Source organism: Lactobacillus sp. wkB10 (assembly GCF_000760615.1).
Classification (GTDB): Bacteria; Bacillota; Bacilli; order Lactobacillales; family Lactobacillaceae; genus Lactobacillus; species Lactobacillus huangpiensis.
The window spans coordinates 94,184-109,402 of record NZ_JRJB01000008.1 but is presented as its reverse complement, the minus strand read 5'-3'; the positions used below and the strand labels follow the sequence as shown (position 1 = coordinate 109,402).

The window sequence follows — 15,219 nt, the reverse complement described above, 5'->3', positions numbered from 1 at the left end:
GAAGTTGAGAGAAAATGATTTTTCTTTAAAGAGACTTGTATTATTGGCATTACTGACAGCGATTAACGTTGTGGTTAGTCGAATTTTTATTATTCCTATGCCCTTGACTCATGGAAATATTAATTTATGTGATGCGATTATTTATATAGTAGCACTTTTGTTTGGTCCTGTAGCTGGAGGTATAGTTGGTGGTCTTTCCGGGTTTTTACTTGATCTTCTGGGTGGATATGGCCAGTTTATGCTTTTTTCTCTTGTTGTTCACGGTTTAGAAGGTTTTTTTGTTGGTTTAGTCTTTAAATACTGGAATTTTAAAAACCAATTAGTCAAAGGTGCTATCGCCGGAGCTATAGGAGTATTCTTTATGGTAGGTGGCTATTTTATCACTAATACAGTTCTTTATACTTGGGCTGCAGGACTTGCCAGTCTTTTTACTAATACAATTCAAGGAGTAGTCGGAGTTGTTATAGCCATAGTACTGCTGCCTAGTTTTCAAAACCTGATGGCAAGATATAACTAATACTTACGTGAAAAAATTATTTTTACTAGTTTATTAAAGCTGCTATCTCATTTTATATGGATCCCAGCTTTTTATTTGCACAAAAGTTGAATGATTAATCCAATATAAATAAAAGGAATAAATGCAACAGGCTCCTTTTTGCTCATTTTACTGCCCAAAAAAACAATAAGCAGAGCTATTGAAGCAGTTAAAAAAGTTAAATTGGCGAATTTGGAGTTAAAGTAGAAAGATAAGATCAGATAGACTATTAAGTCTCCACTACCACATTTTTTTCTAACTGTCTCAAAAAGAAAAAACAAAAAAATAGGTAAAAATTCTATGAGATTAGTAGTGCTAATTCTATAAAAATTATTCATTATATGTTGAAGCGAAATAACAAGTGCAGGCAGTACCAGTGTAATATCGAATTCCTGAACCTGATAATCGCTGATAGCAGCTAGTAGAAGACTAAACAAAACAATCGCCGTACAAATATCATGTATGCTGCTAAAATCAATTTTATAAAAAGCGAAACCGCCTAAAAATTCTGTTAAAAAATATTCACAGGGGATGTGAATTTTACAATAACGGCAACGACCTTTAAGTATTAAATAGGAAATTAAAGGTATTTCATCTAACAAGCACAGCTGTTGATTACAATTAGTGCATTTTGAGCGACTGAAGATAAAGTCTTCTTTGCCGAGTCTTTCGATAATTACACATGCATGAGAAGCTAGACATGTACCAATCAAAAAATTGCTGATTCCAAAAATCCATTTCATATTGTTTACCTCGCTTAAATCAAATACGCAAAAAATATCATCTGCTTTTCAATTAGTAAAAATAATTTGCTTTTTTGCGACAAGCGAGTACAATAGTCAATGTGTATTTTGATGATTATCTGGGACTTAAAAAAGAAACTCCTGGATGTGTGAACAAAATAATGAATTTTTTTAGGAGGAAAATTTAATGCCAACCATTAACCAATTGGTAAGAAAAGGCCGTCATACTAAGACGACTAAATCAAAGTCACCAGCTTTAAGCTATGGCTACAACAGTATGAAGAAAGAATTAGTAGCTAACCCAGCGCCCCAAATGCGTGGAGTTGCAACTCGTGTCGGCACTATGACACCAAAGAAGCCAAACTCAGCTTTGCGGAAGTATGCTCGTGTTCGTCTTTCTAACCTGATTGAAGTAACTGCTTATATTCCAGGTGAAGGCCATAATTTACAGGAACACTCTGTTGTGTTAATTCGTGGTGGTCGTGTAAAGGACCTTCCTGGTGTTCGTTACCATATTATTCGTGGTGCTCTTGATACTGCTGGTGTTGAAGGCAGAAAGCAAGGACGTTCCAAATACGGTGCCAAGAAAGATTAAGGAGGAGTTAAATAATGCCTAGAAAAGGACATGTAGCTAAAAGAGATATTTTAGCGGATCCAGTATATAATTCAAAGCTTGTAACTAAGTTGATCAACCACTTAATGATCGATGGTAAAAGAGCTAAGGCTTCATCCATTCTTTATGATGCTTTTGACATTGTTAAAGAAAAGACCGGCAAAGAGCCACTTGATGTTTTTGAAGAAGCTATGAATAATATTATGCCTGTTTTGGAAGTTAGAGCTCGCCGTATTGGTGGTTCAAACTATCAGATTCCAGTTGAAGTTCGTCCTGAAAGAAGAACTACTTTAGGTTTAAGATGGTTAGTTTCTTACGCTCGTTTACGTAATGAACATACTATGGATGAACGCTTGGCTAACGAAATTATTGATGCTTCAAACAATACTGGCTCAGCTGTTAAAAAGCGTGAAGATGTTCACCGTATGGCTGAAGCTAACCGTGCATTTGCACACTATCGTTTCTAATTTTTTAGGGAAAGGAAAAAATCTATGGCTAATAAGCGTGAATTTCCATTAGAAAAAACACGTAACATTGGTATTATGGCCCATATTGATGCGGGTAAGACTACCACAACAGAGCGTATTCTTTATTACACTGGTAAGATCCATAAAATTGGTGAAACCCATGAGGGTGATTCACAAATGGACTGGATGGATGAAGAAAAAGAACGTGGTATCACTATTACTTCTGCAGCTACTACTGCACAATGGAAAGATTACAGAATTAACATTATTGATACCCCTGGACACGTTGACTTCACTATCGAAGTTGAACGTTCCTTGCGTGTTCTTGATGGTGCCGTAACTGTTCTTGACGCTCAAGCTGGTGTGGAACCTCAAACTGAAAATGTTTGGCGCCAGGCTGAAACTTACGGTGTTCCTCGAATTGTTTTTGTAAACAAAATGGATAAGATTGGAGCAGACTTTGACAAATCTGTTAAGTCTTTGCACGAACGTTTAAATGCCAATGCTCTAGCTGTGCAAATGCCAATTGGTTCTGCCGAAAGCTTTGAAGGTGTTATTGACTTACTTGACATGGTAGCTGATGTTTATGATGAAGATAAGCTTGGCTCCAAATGGGATACTATTCCTGTTCCTGATGAATACAAAGAAGAAGCTGAAAAACGTCGCTCCGAATTAATTGAACAAGTAGCTGATGTTGATGATGACATCATGGAAAAATACCTTAATGGTGATGAGATTTCCGTTGATGAATTAAAAGCTGCTATTCGTAAAGCTACATTGGACTTGAAGATTTTCCCTGTATTTGCAGGCTCAGCTTTTAAGAACAAGGGTGTACAGATGATGCTTGATGGTGTTGTTGATTACTTACCATCTCCGTTAGATGTTAAGCCTTATGTTGCTCATGATCCAAAAACTGGTGAAGAAGTTGAATTAGTTGCTGGAGATGAAAAGCCATTTTCCGCTTTGGCGTTTAAGATTGCTACTGATCCATTTGTTGGTCGTTTGACTTATATTCGTGTTTACACTGGTTCACTTGAATCAGGTTCATATGTTTTGAATGCTTCTAAGAATAGTCGTGAACGTGTTGGTCGTTTGTTGCAAATGCATGCTAACTCACGAAGTGAAATTTCTGAAGTATTCTCCGGTGATATTGCTGGTGCTATCGGTTTAAAGAATACTACTACCGGTGATTCATTAACTGATCCTGATCACCCATTAATTTTGGAAAGTTTGGAAGTTCCAGATCCGGTTATTCAAGTTTCAATTGAGCCAGAATCAAAAGCTGACCGTGACAAACTTGATGTTGCTTTGCAAAAATTAACTGAAGAGGATCCAACCTTTAGAGCAGAAACAAACGCTGAAACAGGTCAAACTTTGATTTCCGGAATGGGTGAATTACACCTGCAAATCATGGTTGAACGTATGAAGCGTGAATTCCACGTTGAAGCTAAGATTGGTGAACCACAAGTTGCTTACCGTGAAACCTTCACTAAGCCTGCTAAAGCACAAGGTAAATTTGTGCGTCAATCAGGTGGTAAAGGTCAATATGGTGACGTTTGGATTGAATTTACACCAAATGAAAGAGGAAAAGGTTACGAATTTGAAGACGCCATTGTTGGTGGTGTTGTTCCTCGTGAATTTATCCCTGCTGTTGATGCTGGTTTGCAAGAATCTATGAAGAACGGCATCTTGGCAGGTTACCCACTGATTGATGTAAAAGCTAAACTTTATGACGGTAGTTACCACGAAGTCGACTCTTCTGAAGCTGCCTTCAAAGTTGCTGCATCATTGGCATTGAGAAATGCTGCACCTAAGGCTGGTGCAGTTATCCTTGAACCTATTATGAAGGTTCAAGTTATCACACCTGAAGATTACTTAGGTGACGTAATGGGTTCAATTACTGCTCGTCGTGGTACAATGGATAACATGCAAGATCGTGCCGGCGCTAAAGTGTTGAATTCAATGGTTCCTCTGGCAGAAATGTTTGGTTATGCTACCACCTTACGTTCTTCAACTCAAGGCCGTGGTACATTTACGATGGTCTTTGATCATTACTCACCAACTCCTAAGTCTATTCAAGAGGATATCATCAAAAAACGTGGCGGTAACGCTGAATAATTTTCAATAATTAATAATATAAAAACAAGTTATTAACTATAAAAATCGAGCTATTGGTAAAGCCAGTGGCTCTTTTTTTATCAAAAATTTCGTTTCTGAATAAATTATTTGAGAATTTTTCTGTTTGTAGTAGACTTCTTAAACATAAAATTAAGGATTTTATTTAAAAAAGTATAAAAATTGTATTTTTCTATTCTAAAAGATGAAAAAAGTTCCTTTAATCCTTGATAATTAAGCTTAAAACGGTTATACTATTTTTTGTGTGTCTAGGGCATAGTCTGCCTTAAAGCACATTTTGTTGTAAAGCATTGATACAAAAGGTTGCGGCACACCAGGCTGCATTGCCACAGAGGTTGTGTCGGTAATTTTTGTGGAAGCTAGTCATCTTTTAAAGAAGACGTTGAGGAGGTAATTTAATGGCAAGTCAATCAATTCGTATCAGACTTAAGTCATACGAACATGGTATTCTCGATGAATCAGCTGCTAAAATTGTAGCTACTGCAAAGAGAACTGGAGCTGAAATTTCAGGTCCAGTTCCATTGCCAACAGAAAGGGTATTGTTCACTGTTTTGCGTTCACCACACATGAACAAGGACTCACGTGAACAATTTGAAATTCGTACGCATAAGCGTTTAATCGATATTTTAAATCCAACACCTAAAACTGTTGACTCTTTAATGAAGCTTGATTTACCAAGTGGTGTTGACATCGAAATTAAACTTTAATTTTAAAAAGAAAGAGGTGTAATCATGACCAAAGGAATCTTAGGAAGAAAAGTTGGTATGACCCAAATCTTCACTAAAGATGGTATCCTCGTGCCTGTAACAGTTGTTGAAGCAACGCCTAACGTAGTTATGCAAGTTAAGACAGTTGAATCAGACGGCTACGAAGCAGTTCAATTAGGATATCAAGATAAGCGTGAAGTTTTGAGCAACAAACCAGAAAAAGGTCATGCTGCAAAAGCAAAGACTTCGCCTAAGCGCTTCATACGTGAAATCCGCGGAGTTGAGCTTAAGGACTATGAAGTCGGCTCAGAAGTTACTGTGGACACATTTAAGGAAGGTGACGTAGTTGACGTCACTGGTACTACAAGAGGTCATGGATACCAAGGTAACATTAAACGTTGGGGCCAATCACGTGGACCAGAAACTCACGGTTCAAGATACCATAGAATTCCTGGTTCAATGGGTTCAATCATTAACCGTGTGCCTAAAGGCAAACGTCTGCCAGGTCACATGGGAATGAAGAAAGTTACCATTGAAAACTTAGTAATTGAAAAAGTTGTAGCAGATAAGAATGTTTTGTTAATTAAAGGCAACGTTCCTGGCGCTAAGAATTCATTGCTTACTGTTAGATCTGCTGTAAAAAATAATAAATAGGAAGGAGGACTAGAATGGCTAATTTAAAAGTTATTGATCAAAAAGGCAAAGATGCTGGTGAAGTTACTTTAAATGATGAAGTATTTGGTATTAAACCAAATGAAAGCGTAGTTTTTGACGCAATTATCAGACAAAGAGCTGGCAGACGTCAAGGAACCTCGAAGGTTAAAAATAGATCTGCTGTTCGCGGTGGTGGTAAGAAGCCTTGGAAACAAAAGGGTACTGGACGTGCTCGTCAAGGGTCTATCCGTTCACCACAATGGCGCGGTGGTGGTGTTGTTTTTGGACCAACTCCACGTTCTTATGCATACTCAATGCCAAGAAAGCAACGGCGCTTGGCTATCAAGTCTGTTCTTTCCCAAAAATTGATTGATAAAGATTTGATTGTTTTAGATCAATTGACTATGTCAGCTCCTAAAACAAAAGAGTTTAAGTCAATCTTGGACGACTTAAAGGTTGAAGGCAAAGTTTTAGTTGTTTCTGAAGATAAAAATATTCAATACTCAGCTAGGAATTTGCCAAACGTTAAGGTTATCACTGCAAATGGCTTGAATGTAGAAGATGTTGTCAACTATGACAAATTAATCTTGACAAAAGAAGCTATTGAAAAGATAGAAAAGAATGTTGAGGGGGCTTCGACGAAATGAGTGCACACGATATCATTTTAAGACCTGTCATTACTGAAAAGTCAACGAACTTAATGGATGATAAGAAATACACTTTCAACGTGCTTTTAACTGCAACCAAGACTCAAGTTCGTGATGCTGTTGAAGAAATTTTTGATGTTAAGGTCAAAAAAGTTAATATCATGAATGTCCGTGGTAAGGATAAGCGTGTTGGTCGTTATTCAGGTAAAACTGCTCGGACACGTAAAGCAATCGTCACCTTAACTGAAGATTCAAATGACATCAAAATTTTCAAAGACGATAACGATAATAAAGAAGAAAATAAGTAATAGGAGGTCAGTCAATTGGCTATTAAAATTTATAAGCCAACCACAAATGGTCGCCGTAATATGACTACTTCTGACTTTGCTGAAATTACTAAGAGCAAGCCAGAGCGTACTTTACTTGAGTCACAATCACACACTGCAGGTCGTAACTCTTATGGTCATATTACTAGCAGACACCGTGGTGGTGGACATAAGCAAAAGTACCGTATTATTGATTTTAAACGCAATAAAGATAACGCTAAAGCCGTAGTTAAGGCAATCGAATACGATCCAAACAGAACTGCTAACATTGCGCTTCTTCACTATACTGATGGTATTAAGGCTTATATCTTAGCACCTAAAGGTTTAACGGTTGGTGATGTGGTAGAATCCGGTGCTAATGCAGATATTAAGCCAGGAAACGCTTTACCATTAAAGAACATTCCAACTGGTACATCAATTCACAATATTGAATTAAGACCTGGTAAAGGTGGTCAGCTTGTTAGAAGTGCTGGGGCCAGTGCTCAAGTTTTGGGTAATGATGGTAAATATACTTTAGTTAAATTACAAAGTGGTGAAGTTCGTAAGATTTTATCAGTTTGTCGTGCAACTATCGGTGTTGTTGGTAATGAACAACATTCATTAATTCAATTAGGTAAAGCTGGACGTAGTCGCTGGTTAGGCAGACGTCCACAATCTCGTGGTTCTGTAATGAACCCTAACGATCACCCACATGGTGGTGGTGAAGGTAAAGCTCCTGTAGGTCGTCCACAACCAATGACTCCATGGGGCAAGAAAGCTCGTGGTATCAAGACTAGAAATAGTAAGAGAGCCAGTGAGAAGCTAATTGTTCGTCACCGTAAAGGTAGCAAATAACAGAAGGAGGGTAATTTAATGAGCCGTAGTATTAAAAAAGGTCCTTTTGCTGATGCATCCTTATTAAAGAAAGTTGATGCACAAGCAGATACAGATAAAAAACAGGTTATTAAAACTTGGTCACGTCGTTCAACTATTTTTCCTTCTTTTGTTGGTTTGACTATAGCTGTTTACGATGGTAGAAAGCATGTTCCAGTATATATTACTGAGGATATGGTTGGTCATAAGTTAGGTGAATTTGTTCCAACGAGAACTTTCCGTGGACATAAGACATCTGACGACAAGGCTACTGCAAAATAGAGAAAGGAGAAACACTTAAATGGCAGAACAAGTTAGTTCAGCTAGGGCGGAAGCAAGAACAGTTCGTATCGCTCCAAGAAAAGCACGTTTAGTCGTTGATTTGATTCGTGGCAAAGACGTTGCTGAAGCATTGGCAATCTTGCAATTCACACCTAGAGCTGCTTCCCCAATCGTTGAAAAAGTTTTACGCTCAGCAATTGCAAATGCAGAACACAATTACGATCTTGAAAGTGCCAATCTTTATGTATCTGAAGCATACGTAAATGAAGGAGCAACTTTAAAGAGATTTAGACCACGTGCCAAAGGTATGGCTTCTCCTATTAATAAGAGAACTAGTCATGTAGTTGTAGTAGTGTCAGAAAAGAACGATTAAGGGAGGTATATTAATGGGTCAGAAAATTAACCCAAATGGTTTTCGTCTCGGCGTAATTCGTGACTGGGAATCTAAATGGTATGCTGACAGAGGATACAAAGAAACCTTAAATGAAGACCTGCGTATCAGAAAATTCATTGATAAGAAGTTGAAGAATGCCTCTGTTTCTACTGTTGAAATTGAACGTGCAGCTAATAGAATCAACGTATCAATAAATACTTCTAAACCAGGTATGGTAATTGGTAAAGGTGGTTCTGAAGTTGAAGCATTGAGAAAAGAATTAAATGCTTTGACTAAGAAGCAAGTCCACGTTAATATTGTTGAAATCAAGAAACCAGATCTTGATGCCAAATTGGTAGCTGAAAGTATCGCTAGTCAACTTGAAGCTCGTATTGCTTTTAGACGTGCTACTCGTCAAGCTACTCAAAGAACTATGCGTGCCGGTGCTAAGGGAATCAGAGTACAAACATCTGGTCGTTTAAACGGTGCTGACATGGCAAGAAGAGAATGGCACACAGAAGGTCGTGTTCCATTACAAACTTTAAGAGCTGATATTGATTATGCTTGGGTAAATGCCTACACTACATATGGTGAAATTGGTGTTCAAGTATGGATTAACCGGGGTGAAATCTTACCTTCTAAAAGTAAGAAGCCCGAAAAAGCTGCGAAGGGAGGAAACAAATAATGCCTCTAGTACCAAAAAGGGTAAAACACCGTCGTGAGTTTCGTGGTAAGATGCGTGGTGCTGCTAAGGGTGGTAAAACTATTGCCTTTGGTGAATATGGATTACAAGCCCTTGAATCTCACTGGATTACTACACAACAAATCGAAGCTGCTCGTGTTGCAATGACTCGCTACATGAAGCGTGGCGGTAAGGTTTGGATTAGAATTTTTCCTCAAAAGTCATACACTGCTAAAGGTGTTGGTGTACGTATGGGTTCTGGTAAAGGTGCACCTGCAGGCTGGGTAGCTGTAGTTAAGAGAGAAAAGATTATGTTTGAAATTGGTGGCGTTAGTGAAACAACAGCTCGTGAAGCATTAAGACTTGCTGCAACTAAGTTACCAATTAAATGTAAATTTGTGACTAAAAGTTCGGAAGTAGGTGGCAATTCTAATGAAGGCTAAAGATATCAGAGCATTAACCACTGATCAAATGTTAGATAAGGAAAAGCAATATAAAGAAGAACTCTTTAATTTGCGTTTTCAACAAGCAACGGGTCAATTAGAAAATACCGCTCGCCTAGGCAAAGTTCGTAAAAATATTGCTAGAATTAAAACAATTCTTAGCGAAAAAGCATTGGAAAAAGATTAGTGGAAGGGAGTTATTAACTTGAGCGAATCAATCGAAAGAAATCATCGTCATGTATATCAAGGCCAAGTAATTTCTGATAAGAATGACAAGACTATCACTGTAGTTGTTGATACTTATAAGAATCACCCTGTTTATAAGAAGCGTATTAGATATTCAAAGAAATACTACGCACAAGATGATAAAAATGAAGCTAAAGTTGGCGATACTGTTCGTATCATGGAAACTCGTCCATTATCTCGTACAAAGCGCTTTCGTTTAGTTAAAATTGTTAAAAAATCTGTTTAATTTTGCGGATTTAGTGAGGGGAGGATTATATAGTGATTCAAAATGAATCCCGTTTGAAGGTTGCTGATAACTCAGGTGCCAGAGAACTTTTAGTTATTAGAGTCTTGGGTGGATCAAGACGTAAGACTGGTAACATTGGTGATATTGTGGTTGCAACTGTTAAACAAGCAACACCAGGTGGCGTTGTCAAAAAAGGTGACGTTGTCAAGGCCGTCATTGTTAGAACAAAATCAGGCGCACGTCGTGAAGACGGATCATACATCAAATTTGATGAAAATGCTGGTGTAGTTATCAATGCAGATAAGAGCCCACGCGGTACTCGTATCTTTGGGCCTGTTGCACGTGAGCTACGTGAGCACGACTTTATGAAAATCGTCTCTCTTGCTCCTGAAGTCTTATAATAAGTGAGGTGCACTGATGTTTGTTAAAACTGGTGACAAAGTAAAAGTTATTACCGGAAAAGACAAAGGTAAAGAAGGTATTGTTTTATCCGTTAACGTTAAGAAAAACCGTGTAGTTGTTAAAGGCGTTAATAAGATCAAGAAACATCAAAAACCTTCTCAGACTAACGCTAATGGTGGTGTAGTTGAATCTGAAGGTTCAATTCATGCATCAAACGTTAAGGTCATTGCTAAGTCAGAAGGCAAAACTAATGACAAAAAAGAAGAAACTAAGTAGTAGAAGGGAGGACACAAATGGCAAATTATTTAGCTCAAGAATATAAAGAAAAAATTGTTCCTGCATTGCAAGAAAAGTTTGATTACAGCTCAGTTATGCAAGTACCAAAGATTGAAAAAATAGTTTTGAACATGGGTGTTGGAGACGCTGTTTCTAATGCTAAAAACTTAGACGAAGCTGTAGAAGAATTGACTTTAATCTCAGGTCAAAAACCATTGGTTACCAAAGCCAAAAAGTCAATTGCTAATTTCCGCTTGCGTGAGGGTATGTCTATCGGTGCTAAGGTAACACTTAGAGGAGATAGAATGTACGATTTCTTATATAAGTTAATCAGTGTTTCACTTCCTCGTGTTCGCGACTTCCGCGGTGTATCAAGCCGTTCATTTGATGGTCGTGGTAACTACACTTTAGGTATTAAGGAACAATTGATTTTCCCAGAGATTGACTTTGATAAGGTTAATAGAACTAGGGGTTTAGATGTTGTTATCGTTACTACTGCCAATACAGATGAAGAAGCTCGCGAGCTTCTAGGTCAATTTGGTATGCCGTTTGCAAAATAATGGAGGACATTAATGGCTAAGACATCACAAAAAATTAGAAATCATCGTCCTGCTAAATTTTCTTCACGTGAATATACACGTTGCGAGAGATGTGGTCGTCCACGCTCCGTCTATCGTAAGTTTGGCTTATGCCGTATTTGCTTGAAAGATTTAGCTCACAAAGGTCAAATCCCAGGCCTGAAAAAGGCTAGTTGGTAATACGGATTGGAGGATAGCATAAATGGTCATGACAGATCCGATCGCAGACTACTTGACTAGAATTAGAAATGCTAACATGGCAAAACATAATTCTGTTGAAGTTCCTGCATCAAACATTAAAAAATCTATTTCAGAAATTTTGAAACGCGAAGGCTTCATCCGTGATTACGAAGTTACCGATGACAATAAACAGGGTATGATTAAGATTTTCTTGAAATATGGTCCTGATGGAGAACGTGTCATTTCGGGTTTAAAGAGAATTTCTAAGCCAGGTCTTAGAAACTATGTTAGCGCTGAAAATTTACCTAAAGTACTTAATGGCTTAGGTATCGCCATCGTCTCTACTTCTGCAGGTGTGATAACTGATAAAGAAGCAAGACAAAAAGATGTTGGTGGCGAAGTTATCGCCTATGTTTGGTAATTCTGACAGAAAGGAGAGCAATCAATGAGCCGTATCGGTTTAAAAACAATTGAAGTCCCTGATAGTGTCACTGTTACTAAGAAAGGTGACAATATCACTGTTAAAGGACCTAAGGGTGAACTAACCAGATATTTTGATCCAAAAATTACATTTAAACAAGAAGATGGTAAGATTAACTTTTCTCGTTCAAGTGAAAGTGATAAAGCACTTCATGGAACTGAAAGAGCCAATCTTGCTTCAATGGTTGAAGGTGTAGTTGATGGTTACAAGAAGACATTAAAATTAATTGGTGTTGGTTATCGTGCTACAGCACAAGGTAACAAATTGACTTTGAATGTTGGTTATTCTCACCCTGTAGTAATGACTGCACCAGAAGGTGTGTCAGTAAAAGCTACTTCTGCAACTGATATTGAAGTAGAAGGAATTTCTAAGCAAAATGTTGGACAATTTGCTGCTGAAATTCGCGATGTACGTCCACCAGAGCCTTATAAAGGTAAGGGTATTCGTTATACTGATGAATATGTACGTCGTAAGGAAGGTAAAACTGGTAAATAGTAAATAAATTTTTGAGGTGAAATTGTGATTTCAAAACCAGATAAGAACAAATTGCGCTTAAAGCGTCATAAACGTATTCGTAGCAAAATTTCTGGTACTGCTGAGCGCCCACGCTTAAGCGTTTTCCGTTCAAACAAAAACATCTACGCTCAATTAATTGATGACGTAGCGGGTGTAACGCTAGCAAGTGCCTCAACTTTAGACGATTCTGTATCTAAAGATCAGACTAAAGTAGAACAAGCTCAAGCTGTTGGTAAAGGTATTGCCGAAGCAGCCAAAGCGAAAAACATTACTAGCGTAGTGTTTGATAGAAGTGGTTATTTATACCACGGCCGTATTTCAGCATTGGCAGACGCCGCTCGTGAAAACGGATTAGAGTTCTAGGAAAGGAGATAAATACATGGCAAACCGCAACGATTCTCGCAATAATCGCAGAAATAAAGACGACATTGAAGATCAGTTAGTAGCAATTAATCGTGTCACCAAGGTTGTCAAAGGTGGTCAACGAATGAGATTTGCTGCTCTGGTAATTGTTGGCGACAAAAAAGGTCGTGTAGGCTTTGGTACTGGTAAAGCTCAAGAAGTTCCAGAAGCAATCCGTAAGGCCGTTGAAGCTGGTAAAAAGAATATGATCAAGGTTCCTAAGGTTGGTACTACTATTCCTCATGAAGTAATCGGTCATTATGGCTCAGGCAGTATTATGATCAAACCTGCTCCAGCTGGTTCAGGTGTTGCTGCTGGTGGTGCCGTTCGTATCGTTATGGATATGGCCGGTATTGCGGATGTTACTTCTAAATCACTTGGTTCTAATACTCCTATTAATGTTGTTCGTGCGACAATAGATGGATTGAAGAAACTTAGAACAAGTGAAGATGTTGAAAAGCTTCGTCACGCTGAACTAGATTAGGGAGACTGGATAAATGACTGAATTAAAAGTTACTTTAATTAGAAGTGCTGCACACCGTCTGCCTGACCAAAGAAAAGTTGTGAAAGCTCTTGGTTTAGGTAGGATCAATAGTACAGCTACTTTACCAGACAATGCTGCAACTCGTGGGGCATTAATGAAAATCGCCCACCTGATTTCAGTTGAAGAAATTAATAAATAGTTAATTGAGGAGGTGCCAAATTAATGAAGCTTCATGAATTACATGCTGCTGAGGGGTCACGCAATACAAGAAAACGTGTTGGTCGTGGTACTTCAAGTGGTTTTGGAAAAACTTCTGGACGTGGCCAAAAGGGACAATTGTCTCGTCAAGGCGGTCATACCCGTCTAGGTTTTGAAGGTGGTCAAATGCCATTATTCAGAACCATGCCAAAACGTGGATTTAAGAACGTTAACCGCAAAGAGTATGCAATCATTAACTTAGATGACTTGAACAAGTATGAGGAGGGCAGCGAAGTTACTGTTGCCAATCTCAAGGAAAAAGGTTTGGTAAAGAAAGAATTATCAGGCGTTAAATTGCTTGCTGAAGGTGAGTTAAAAGTTAAGTTAAACGTAAAGATTAACAAAGTTTCCGCCGCTGCTAAAAAAGCAGTAGAGGCTGCTGGCGGATCTGTTGAGGTGATCTAATGTTTTCGACCTTGAAGAACGCCTTTAAGGATAAAGAAATAAGAAATAAAATTTATTTTACACTCTTTATTCTTTTGATATACCGAATTGGAGCGAATATTACTGTTCCAGGTGTCAACGCAAAAGCGATTACTCAAGTTGCACAAACTGGTTTAGTTCCAATGCTGGATACAGTTTCTGGTGGTGGACTAGATAATTATTCAATTTTCTCATTAGGTGTTTCCCCTTATATAACCGCACAAATTGTTATTCAATTGTTGCAGATGGATATTGTACCTACGTTGGTAGAGTGGGGTAAACAAGGTGAGGTTGGACGTCGCAAAACTAATCAAGTAACCAGATGGCTTGCTTTATTTGTGGCTTTTATTCAAAGTTTGGGAATTACACTTGGTTTTAACGCATTAACTCAAATGGGTTTAGTTAAAAATCAGACTCCTCAAACATACATTGAAATTGCAATAATTATGACAGCAGGAACGATGCTTTTGACTTGGCTTGGTGATGAAATTACTGATAAAGGTTTAGGCAACGGAGTTTCAGTAATTATTTTTGCTGGTATTATAGCTCGGTTACCCCGTGGCTTGTGGCAACTTTATAAAGATGGAGTTATCAATAATAATGCTAGTGATCGTTGGCAAGGGATTTTGTTCTTCATCGCGATTATCATTGCAATACTTATCGTAACCCAATTAGTTACATGGGTAGAACAGGCAGATCGCCGGATTCCAATACAATACACAAGACGGGCAACTATTAGTGGCTCTGAAAGTTTTTTGCCATTAAAGGTTAACGTTTCTGGCGTTATTCCAGTCATTTTTGCTAGTTCATTTATTATTACACCGGCAACAATTTTGATGGCCTTTCAGAAATCTCAGGGTGACCAACAATGGTATAAAATAATGACCAACATATTTAGTATGCAAACTACACCGGGAGTCATAATCTATACAGTTTTAATCATCTTGTTTACGTTCTTCTATGCTTTTGTTCAGGTTAATCCTGAGAAGCTGGCTAAGAATTTGCAAAAACAAGGTGCGTACATTCCGAGTGTTTGGCCCGGCAAAGATACACAAGATTACGTATCAAAGGTCTTAATTAGATTATCAACTGTAGGTTCTGTATTTTTAGGACTTGTAGCATTACTGCCACAACTTGCTACTAATTTTTGGGATTTACCAAGTTCAATTGGATTAGGCGGTACCAGTCTTTTAATCGTTATTGGTGTCGTCTTGGAACTATCTCGTCAAATTAACGGATTGTTAATGAAGAGAGAATACGTTGGATTCATCAGATAGGAACGGATAA

27 protein-coding genes are annotated in these 15,219 nt (G+C 38.1%); 26 read left to right on the top strand and 1 reads right to left on the bottom strand.

The window, feature by feature from the left end:
- The first annotated feature begins 4 nt into the window (after positions 1 to 4).
- Entirely contained in the window at positions 5 to 517 is a 513-nt protein-coding gene (locus LACWKB10_RS06995; protein WP_034980485.1) for an ECF transporter S component, read from the top strand.
- 71 nt (positions 518 to 588) lie between these two features.
- On the opposite strand, the gene LACWKB10_RS06990 is transcribed toward LACWKB10_RS06995, so the two are convergent.
- Complete coding sequence (locus LACWKB10_RS06990) at positions 589 to 1,278, bottom strand: A24 family peptidase (protein ID WP_034980482.1); 690 nt, start codon at positions 1,276 to 1,278, stop codon at positions 589 to 591.
- A gap of 187 nt (positions 1,279 to 1,465) precedes the next feature.
- On the opposite strand from LACWKB10_RS06990, the gene rpsL reads away from it, so the two are divergent.
- The 25 genes from rpsL to secY all read left to right on the top strand — a co-directional run bounded on the left by rpsL (position 1,466) and on the right by secY (position 15,209).
- The gene (rpsL, locus tag LACWKB10_RS06985) at positions 1,466 to 1,873 is read left to right on the top strand and encodes a 30S ribosomal protein S12 (RefSeq protein WP_034980479.1); all 408 of its coding nucleotides are present in this window, start codon (positions 1,466 to 1,468) and stop codon (positions 1,871 to 1,873) included.
- 14 nt (positions 1,874 to 1,887) lie between these two features.
- Complete coding sequence (rpsG, locus tag LACWKB10_RS06980) at positions 1,888 to 2,358, top strand: 30S ribosomal protein S7 (protein ID WP_034980476.1); 471 nt, start codon at positions 1,888 to 1,890, stop codon at positions 2,356 to 2,358.
- 24 nt (positions 2,359 to 2,382) lie between these two features.
- Positions 2,383 to 4,476: an elongation factor G gene (gene fusA / locus LACWKB10_RS06975; RefSeq protein WP_034980473.1), complete on the top strand. Its 2,094-nt coding sequence runs from the start codon at positions 2,383 to 2,385 to the stop codon at positions 4,474 to 4,476.
- A gap of 416 nt (positions 4,477 to 4,892) precedes the next feature.
- Entirely contained in the window at positions 4,893 to 5,201 is a 309-nt protein-coding gene (rpsJ, locus tag LACWKB10_RS06970; protein ID WP_034980470.1) for a 30S ribosomal protein S10, read from the top strand.
- A gap of 24 nt (positions 5,202 to 5,225) precedes the next feature.
- Positions 5,226 to 5,855 (top strand): 50S ribosomal protein L3, encoded by a 630-nt coding sequence (gene rplC / locus LACWKB10_RS06965; protein WP_034980468.1) that lies wholly within the window; start codon positions 5,226 to 5,228, stop codon positions 5,853 to 5,855.
- Positions 5,856 to 5,869: 14 nt separating this feature from the next.
- Positions 5,870 to 6,502, top strand: a complete 633-nt coding sequence (gene rplD / locus LACWKB10_RS06960) for a 50S ribosomal protein L4 (protein WP_034980465.1) — start codon at positions 5,870 to 5,872, stop codon at positions 6,500 to 6,502.
- Entirely contained in the window at positions 6,499 to 6,810 is a 312-nt protein-coding gene (gene rplW / locus LACWKB10_RS06955) for a 50S ribosomal protein L23 (protein WP_034980462.1), read from the top strand. The genes rplD and rplW overlap by 4 nt, the downstream gene beginning before the upstream one ends.
- Positions 6,811 to 6,825: 15 nt before the next feature.
- Positions 6,826 to 7,662 (top strand): 50S ribosomal protein L2, encoded by an 837-nt coding sequence (rplB, locus tag LACWKB10_RS06950; protein WP_034980459.1) that lies wholly within the window; start codon positions 6,826 to 6,828, stop codon positions 7,660 to 7,662.
- Between the two features lie 18 nt (positions 7,663 to 7,680).
- On the top strand, positions 7,681 to 7,962 hold the full coding sequence (rpsS, locus tag LACWKB10_RS06945) for a 30S ribosomal protein S19 (RefSeq protein WP_034980456.1): 282 nt from the start codon (positions 7,681 to 7,683) through the stop codon (positions 7,960 to 7,962).
- A 19-nt stretch (positions 7,963 to 7,981) separates the two neighbouring features.
- Positions 7,982 to 8,335, top strand: coding sequence for a 50S ribosomal protein L22 (rplV, locus tag LACWKB10_RS06940; protein ID WP_034980453.1), 354 nt, complete (start codon positions 7,982 to 7,984; stop codon positions 8,333 to 8,335).
- A 13-nt stretch (positions 8,336 to 8,348) separates the two neighbouring features.
- Positions 8,349 to 9,020, top strand: coding sequence for a 30S ribosomal protein S3 (gene rpsC, locus LACWKB10_RS06935; RefSeq protein ID WP_034980450.1), 672 nt, complete (start codon positions 8,349 to 8,351; stop codon positions 9,018 to 9,020).
- Positions 9,020 to 9,460, top strand: a complete 441-nt coding sequence (gene rplP / locus LACWKB10_RS06930) for a 50S ribosomal protein L16 (protein WP_034980447.1) — start codon at positions 9,020 to 9,022, stop codon at positions 9,458 to 9,460. The genes rpsC and rplP overlap by 1 nt, the downstream gene beginning before the upstream one ends.
- Positions 9,450 to 9,647 carry a 50S ribosomal protein L29 gene (gene rpmC / locus LACWKB10_RS06925; protein ID WP_034980443.1) on the top strand — a complete coding sequence of 66 codons (198 nt, stop codon included), beginning with the start codon at positions 9,450 to 9,452 and terminating at the stop codon, positions 9,645 to 9,647. Before rplP ends, rpmC begins: the two co-directional genes overlap by 11 nt.
- 18 nt (positions 9,648 to 9,665) lie before the next feature.
- Positions 9,666 to 9,932 carry a 30S ribosomal protein S17 gene (rpsQ, locus tag LACWKB10_RS06920; protein WP_034980439.1) on the top strand — a complete coding sequence of 89 codons (267 nt, stop codon included), beginning with the start codon at positions 9,666 to 9,668 and terminating at the stop codon, positions 9,930 to 9,932.
- Between the two features lie 32 nt (positions 9,933 to 9,964).
- A complete protein-coding gene (gene rplN / locus LACWKB10_RS06915) occupies positions 9,965 to 10,333 on the top strand; it encodes a 50S ribosomal protein L14 (protein ID WP_034980437.1) in 369 nt (122 codons plus the stop codon).
- A 16-nt stretch (positions 10,334 to 10,349) separates the two neighbouring features.
- Entirely contained in the window at positions 10,350 to 10,610 is a 261-nt protein-coding gene (gene rplX, locus LACWKB10_RS06910) for a 50S ribosomal protein L24 (protein ID WP_034980434.1), read from the top strand.
- A gap of 17 nt (positions 10,611 to 10,627) precedes the next feature.
- Positions 10,628 to 11,170 (top strand): 50S ribosomal protein L5, encoded by a 543-nt coding sequence (rplE, locus tag LACWKB10_RS06905; RefSeq protein WP_034980431.1) that lies wholly within the window; start codon positions 10,628 to 10,630, stop codon positions 11,168 to 11,170.
- 12 nt (positions 11,171 to 11,182) lie between these two features.
- Positions 11,183 to 11,368, top strand: coding sequence for a type Z 30S ribosomal protein S14 (locus LACWKB10_RS06900; protein WP_034980430.1), 186 nt, complete (start codon positions 11,183 to 11,185; stop codon positions 11,366 to 11,368).
- 22 nt (positions 11,369 to 11,390) lie between these two features.
- Positions 11,391 to 11,789 (top strand): 30S ribosomal protein S8, encoded by a 399-nt coding sequence (gene rpsH / locus LACWKB10_RS06895; protein ID WP_034980428.1) that lies wholly within the window; start codon positions 11,391 to 11,393, stop codon positions 11,787 to 11,789.
- Between the two features lie 24 nt (positions 11,790 to 11,813).
- Entirely contained in the window at positions 11,814 to 12,344 is a 531-nt protein-coding gene (gene rplF / locus LACWKB10_RS06890) for a 50S ribosomal protein L6 (protein WP_034980425.1), read from the top strand.
- A 24-nt stretch (positions 12,345 to 12,368) separates the two neighbouring features.
- Complete coding sequence (gene rplR / locus LACWKB10_RS06885; RefSeq protein WP_034980422.1) at positions 12,369 to 12,728, top strand: 50S ribosomal protein L18; 360 nt, start codon at positions 12,369 to 12,371, stop codon at positions 12,726 to 12,728.
- Positions 12,729 to 12,744: 16 nt separating this feature from the next.
- A complete protein-coding gene (rpsE, locus tag LACWKB10_RS06880) occupies positions 12,745 to 13,251 on the top strand; it encodes a 30S ribosomal protein S5 (RefSeq protein ID WP_034980420.1) in 507 nt (168 codons plus the stop codon).
- A 13-nt stretch (positions 13,252 to 13,264) separates the two neighbouring features.
- The gene (gene rpmD / locus LACWKB10_RS06875) at positions 13,265 to 13,450 is read left to right on the top strand and encodes a 50S ribosomal protein L30 (RefSeq protein ID WP_034980417.1); all 186 of its coding nucleotides are present in this window, start codon (positions 13,265 to 13,267) and stop codon (positions 13,448 to 13,450) included.
- Between the two features lie 23 nt (positions 13,451 to 13,473).
- The gene (gene rplO / locus LACWKB10_RS06870; protein ID WP_034980414.1) at positions 13,474 to 13,914 is read left to right on the top strand and encodes a 50S ribosomal protein L15; all 441 of its coding nucleotides are present in this window, start codon (positions 13,474 to 13,476) and stop codon (positions 13,912 to 13,914) included.
- Positions 13,914 to 15,209, top strand: coding sequence for a preprotein translocase subunit SecY (secY, locus tag LACWKB10_RS06865; RefSeq protein ID WP_034980412.1), 1,296 nt, complete (start codon positions 13,914 to 13,916; stop codon positions 15,207 to 15,209). Before rplO ends, secY begins: the two co-directional genes overlap by 1 nt.
- Positions 15,210 to 15,219: the final 10 nt, after the last annotated feature.

Coding starts and splice junctions, on each gene's coding strand:
- rplP (WP_034980447.1), top strand. CDS start 9,020: ATGCCTCTAGTACCAAAAAGGGTAAAACACCGTCGTGAGTTTCGTGGT.
- rpmD (WP_034980417.1), top strand. CDS start 13,265: ATGACTGAATTAAAAGTTACTTTAATTAGAAGTGCTGCACACCGTCTG.
- rplO (WP_034980414.1), top strand. CDS start 13,474: ATGAAGCTTCATGAATTACATGCTGCTGAGGGGTCACGCAATACAAGA.
- rpsG (WP_034980476.1), top strand. CDS start 1,888: ATGCCTAGAAAAGGACATGTAGCTAAAAGAGATATTTTAGCGGATCCA.
- rplW (WP_034980462.1), top strand. CDS start 6,499: ATGAGTGCACACGATATCATTTTAAGACCTGTCATTACTGAAAAGTCA.
- rpsS (WP_034980456.1), top strand. CDS start 7,681: ATGAGCCGTAGTATTAAAAAAGGTCCTTTTGCTGATGCATCCTTATTA.
- rpsJ (WP_034980470.1), top strand. CDS start 4,893: ATGGCAAGTCAATCAATTCGTATCAGACTTAAGTCATACGAACATGGT.
- rpsL (WP_034980479.1), top strand. CDS start 1,466: ATGCCAACCATTAACCAATTGGTAAGAAAAGGCCGTCATACTAAGACG.
- rpsH (WP_034980428.1), top strand. CDS start 11,391: ATGGTCATGACAGATCCGATCGCAGACTACTTGACTAGAATTAGAAAT.
- rplC (WP_034980468.1), top strand. CDS start 5,226: ATGACCAAAGGAATCTTAGGAAGAAAAGTTGGTATGACCCAAATCTTC.
- rpmC (WP_034980443.1), top strand. CDS start 9,450: ATGAAGGCTAAAGATATCAGAGCATTAACCACTGATCAAATGTTAGAT.
- rplV (WP_034980453.1), top strand. CDS start 7,982: ATGGCAGAACAAGTTAGTTCAGCTAGGGCGGAAGCAAGAACAGTTCGT.
- rplE (WP_034980431.1), top strand. CDS start 10,628: ATGGCAAATTATTTAGCTCAAGAATATAAAGAAAAAATTGTTCCTGCA.
- rplD (WP_034980465.1), top strand. CDS start 5,870: ATGGCTAATTTAAAAGTTATTGATCAAAAAGGCAAAGATGCTGGTGAA.
- rplX (WP_034980434.1), top strand. CDS start 10,350: ATGTTTGTTAAAACTGGTGACAAAGTAAAAGTTATTACCGGAAAAGAC.
- LACWKB10_RS06900 (WP_034980430.1), top strand. CDS start 11,183: ATGGCTAAGACATCACAAAAAATTAGAAATCATCGTCCTGCTAAATTT.
- rplF (WP_034980425.1), top strand. CDS start 11,814: ATGAGCCGTATCGGTTTAAAAACAATTGAAGTCCCTGATAGTGTCACT.
- rpsC (WP_034980450.1), top strand. CDS start 8,349: ATGGGTCAGAAAATTAACCCAAATGGTTTTCGTCTCGGCGTAATTCGT.
- rpsE (WP_034980420.1), top strand. CDS start 12,745: ATGGCAAACCGCAACGATTCTCGCAATAATCGCAGAAATAAAGACGAC.
- fusA (WP_034980473.1), top strand. CDS start 2,383: ATGGCTAATAAGCGTGAATTTCCATTAGAAAAAACACGTAACATTGGT.
- secY (WP_034980412.1), top strand. CDS start 13,914: ATGTTTTCGACCTTGAAGAACGCCTTTAAGGATAAAGAAATAAGAAAT.
- LACWKB10_RS06990 (WP_034980482.1), bottom strand. CDS start 1,278: ATGAAATGGATTTTTGGAATCAGCAATTTTTTGATTGGTACATGTCTA.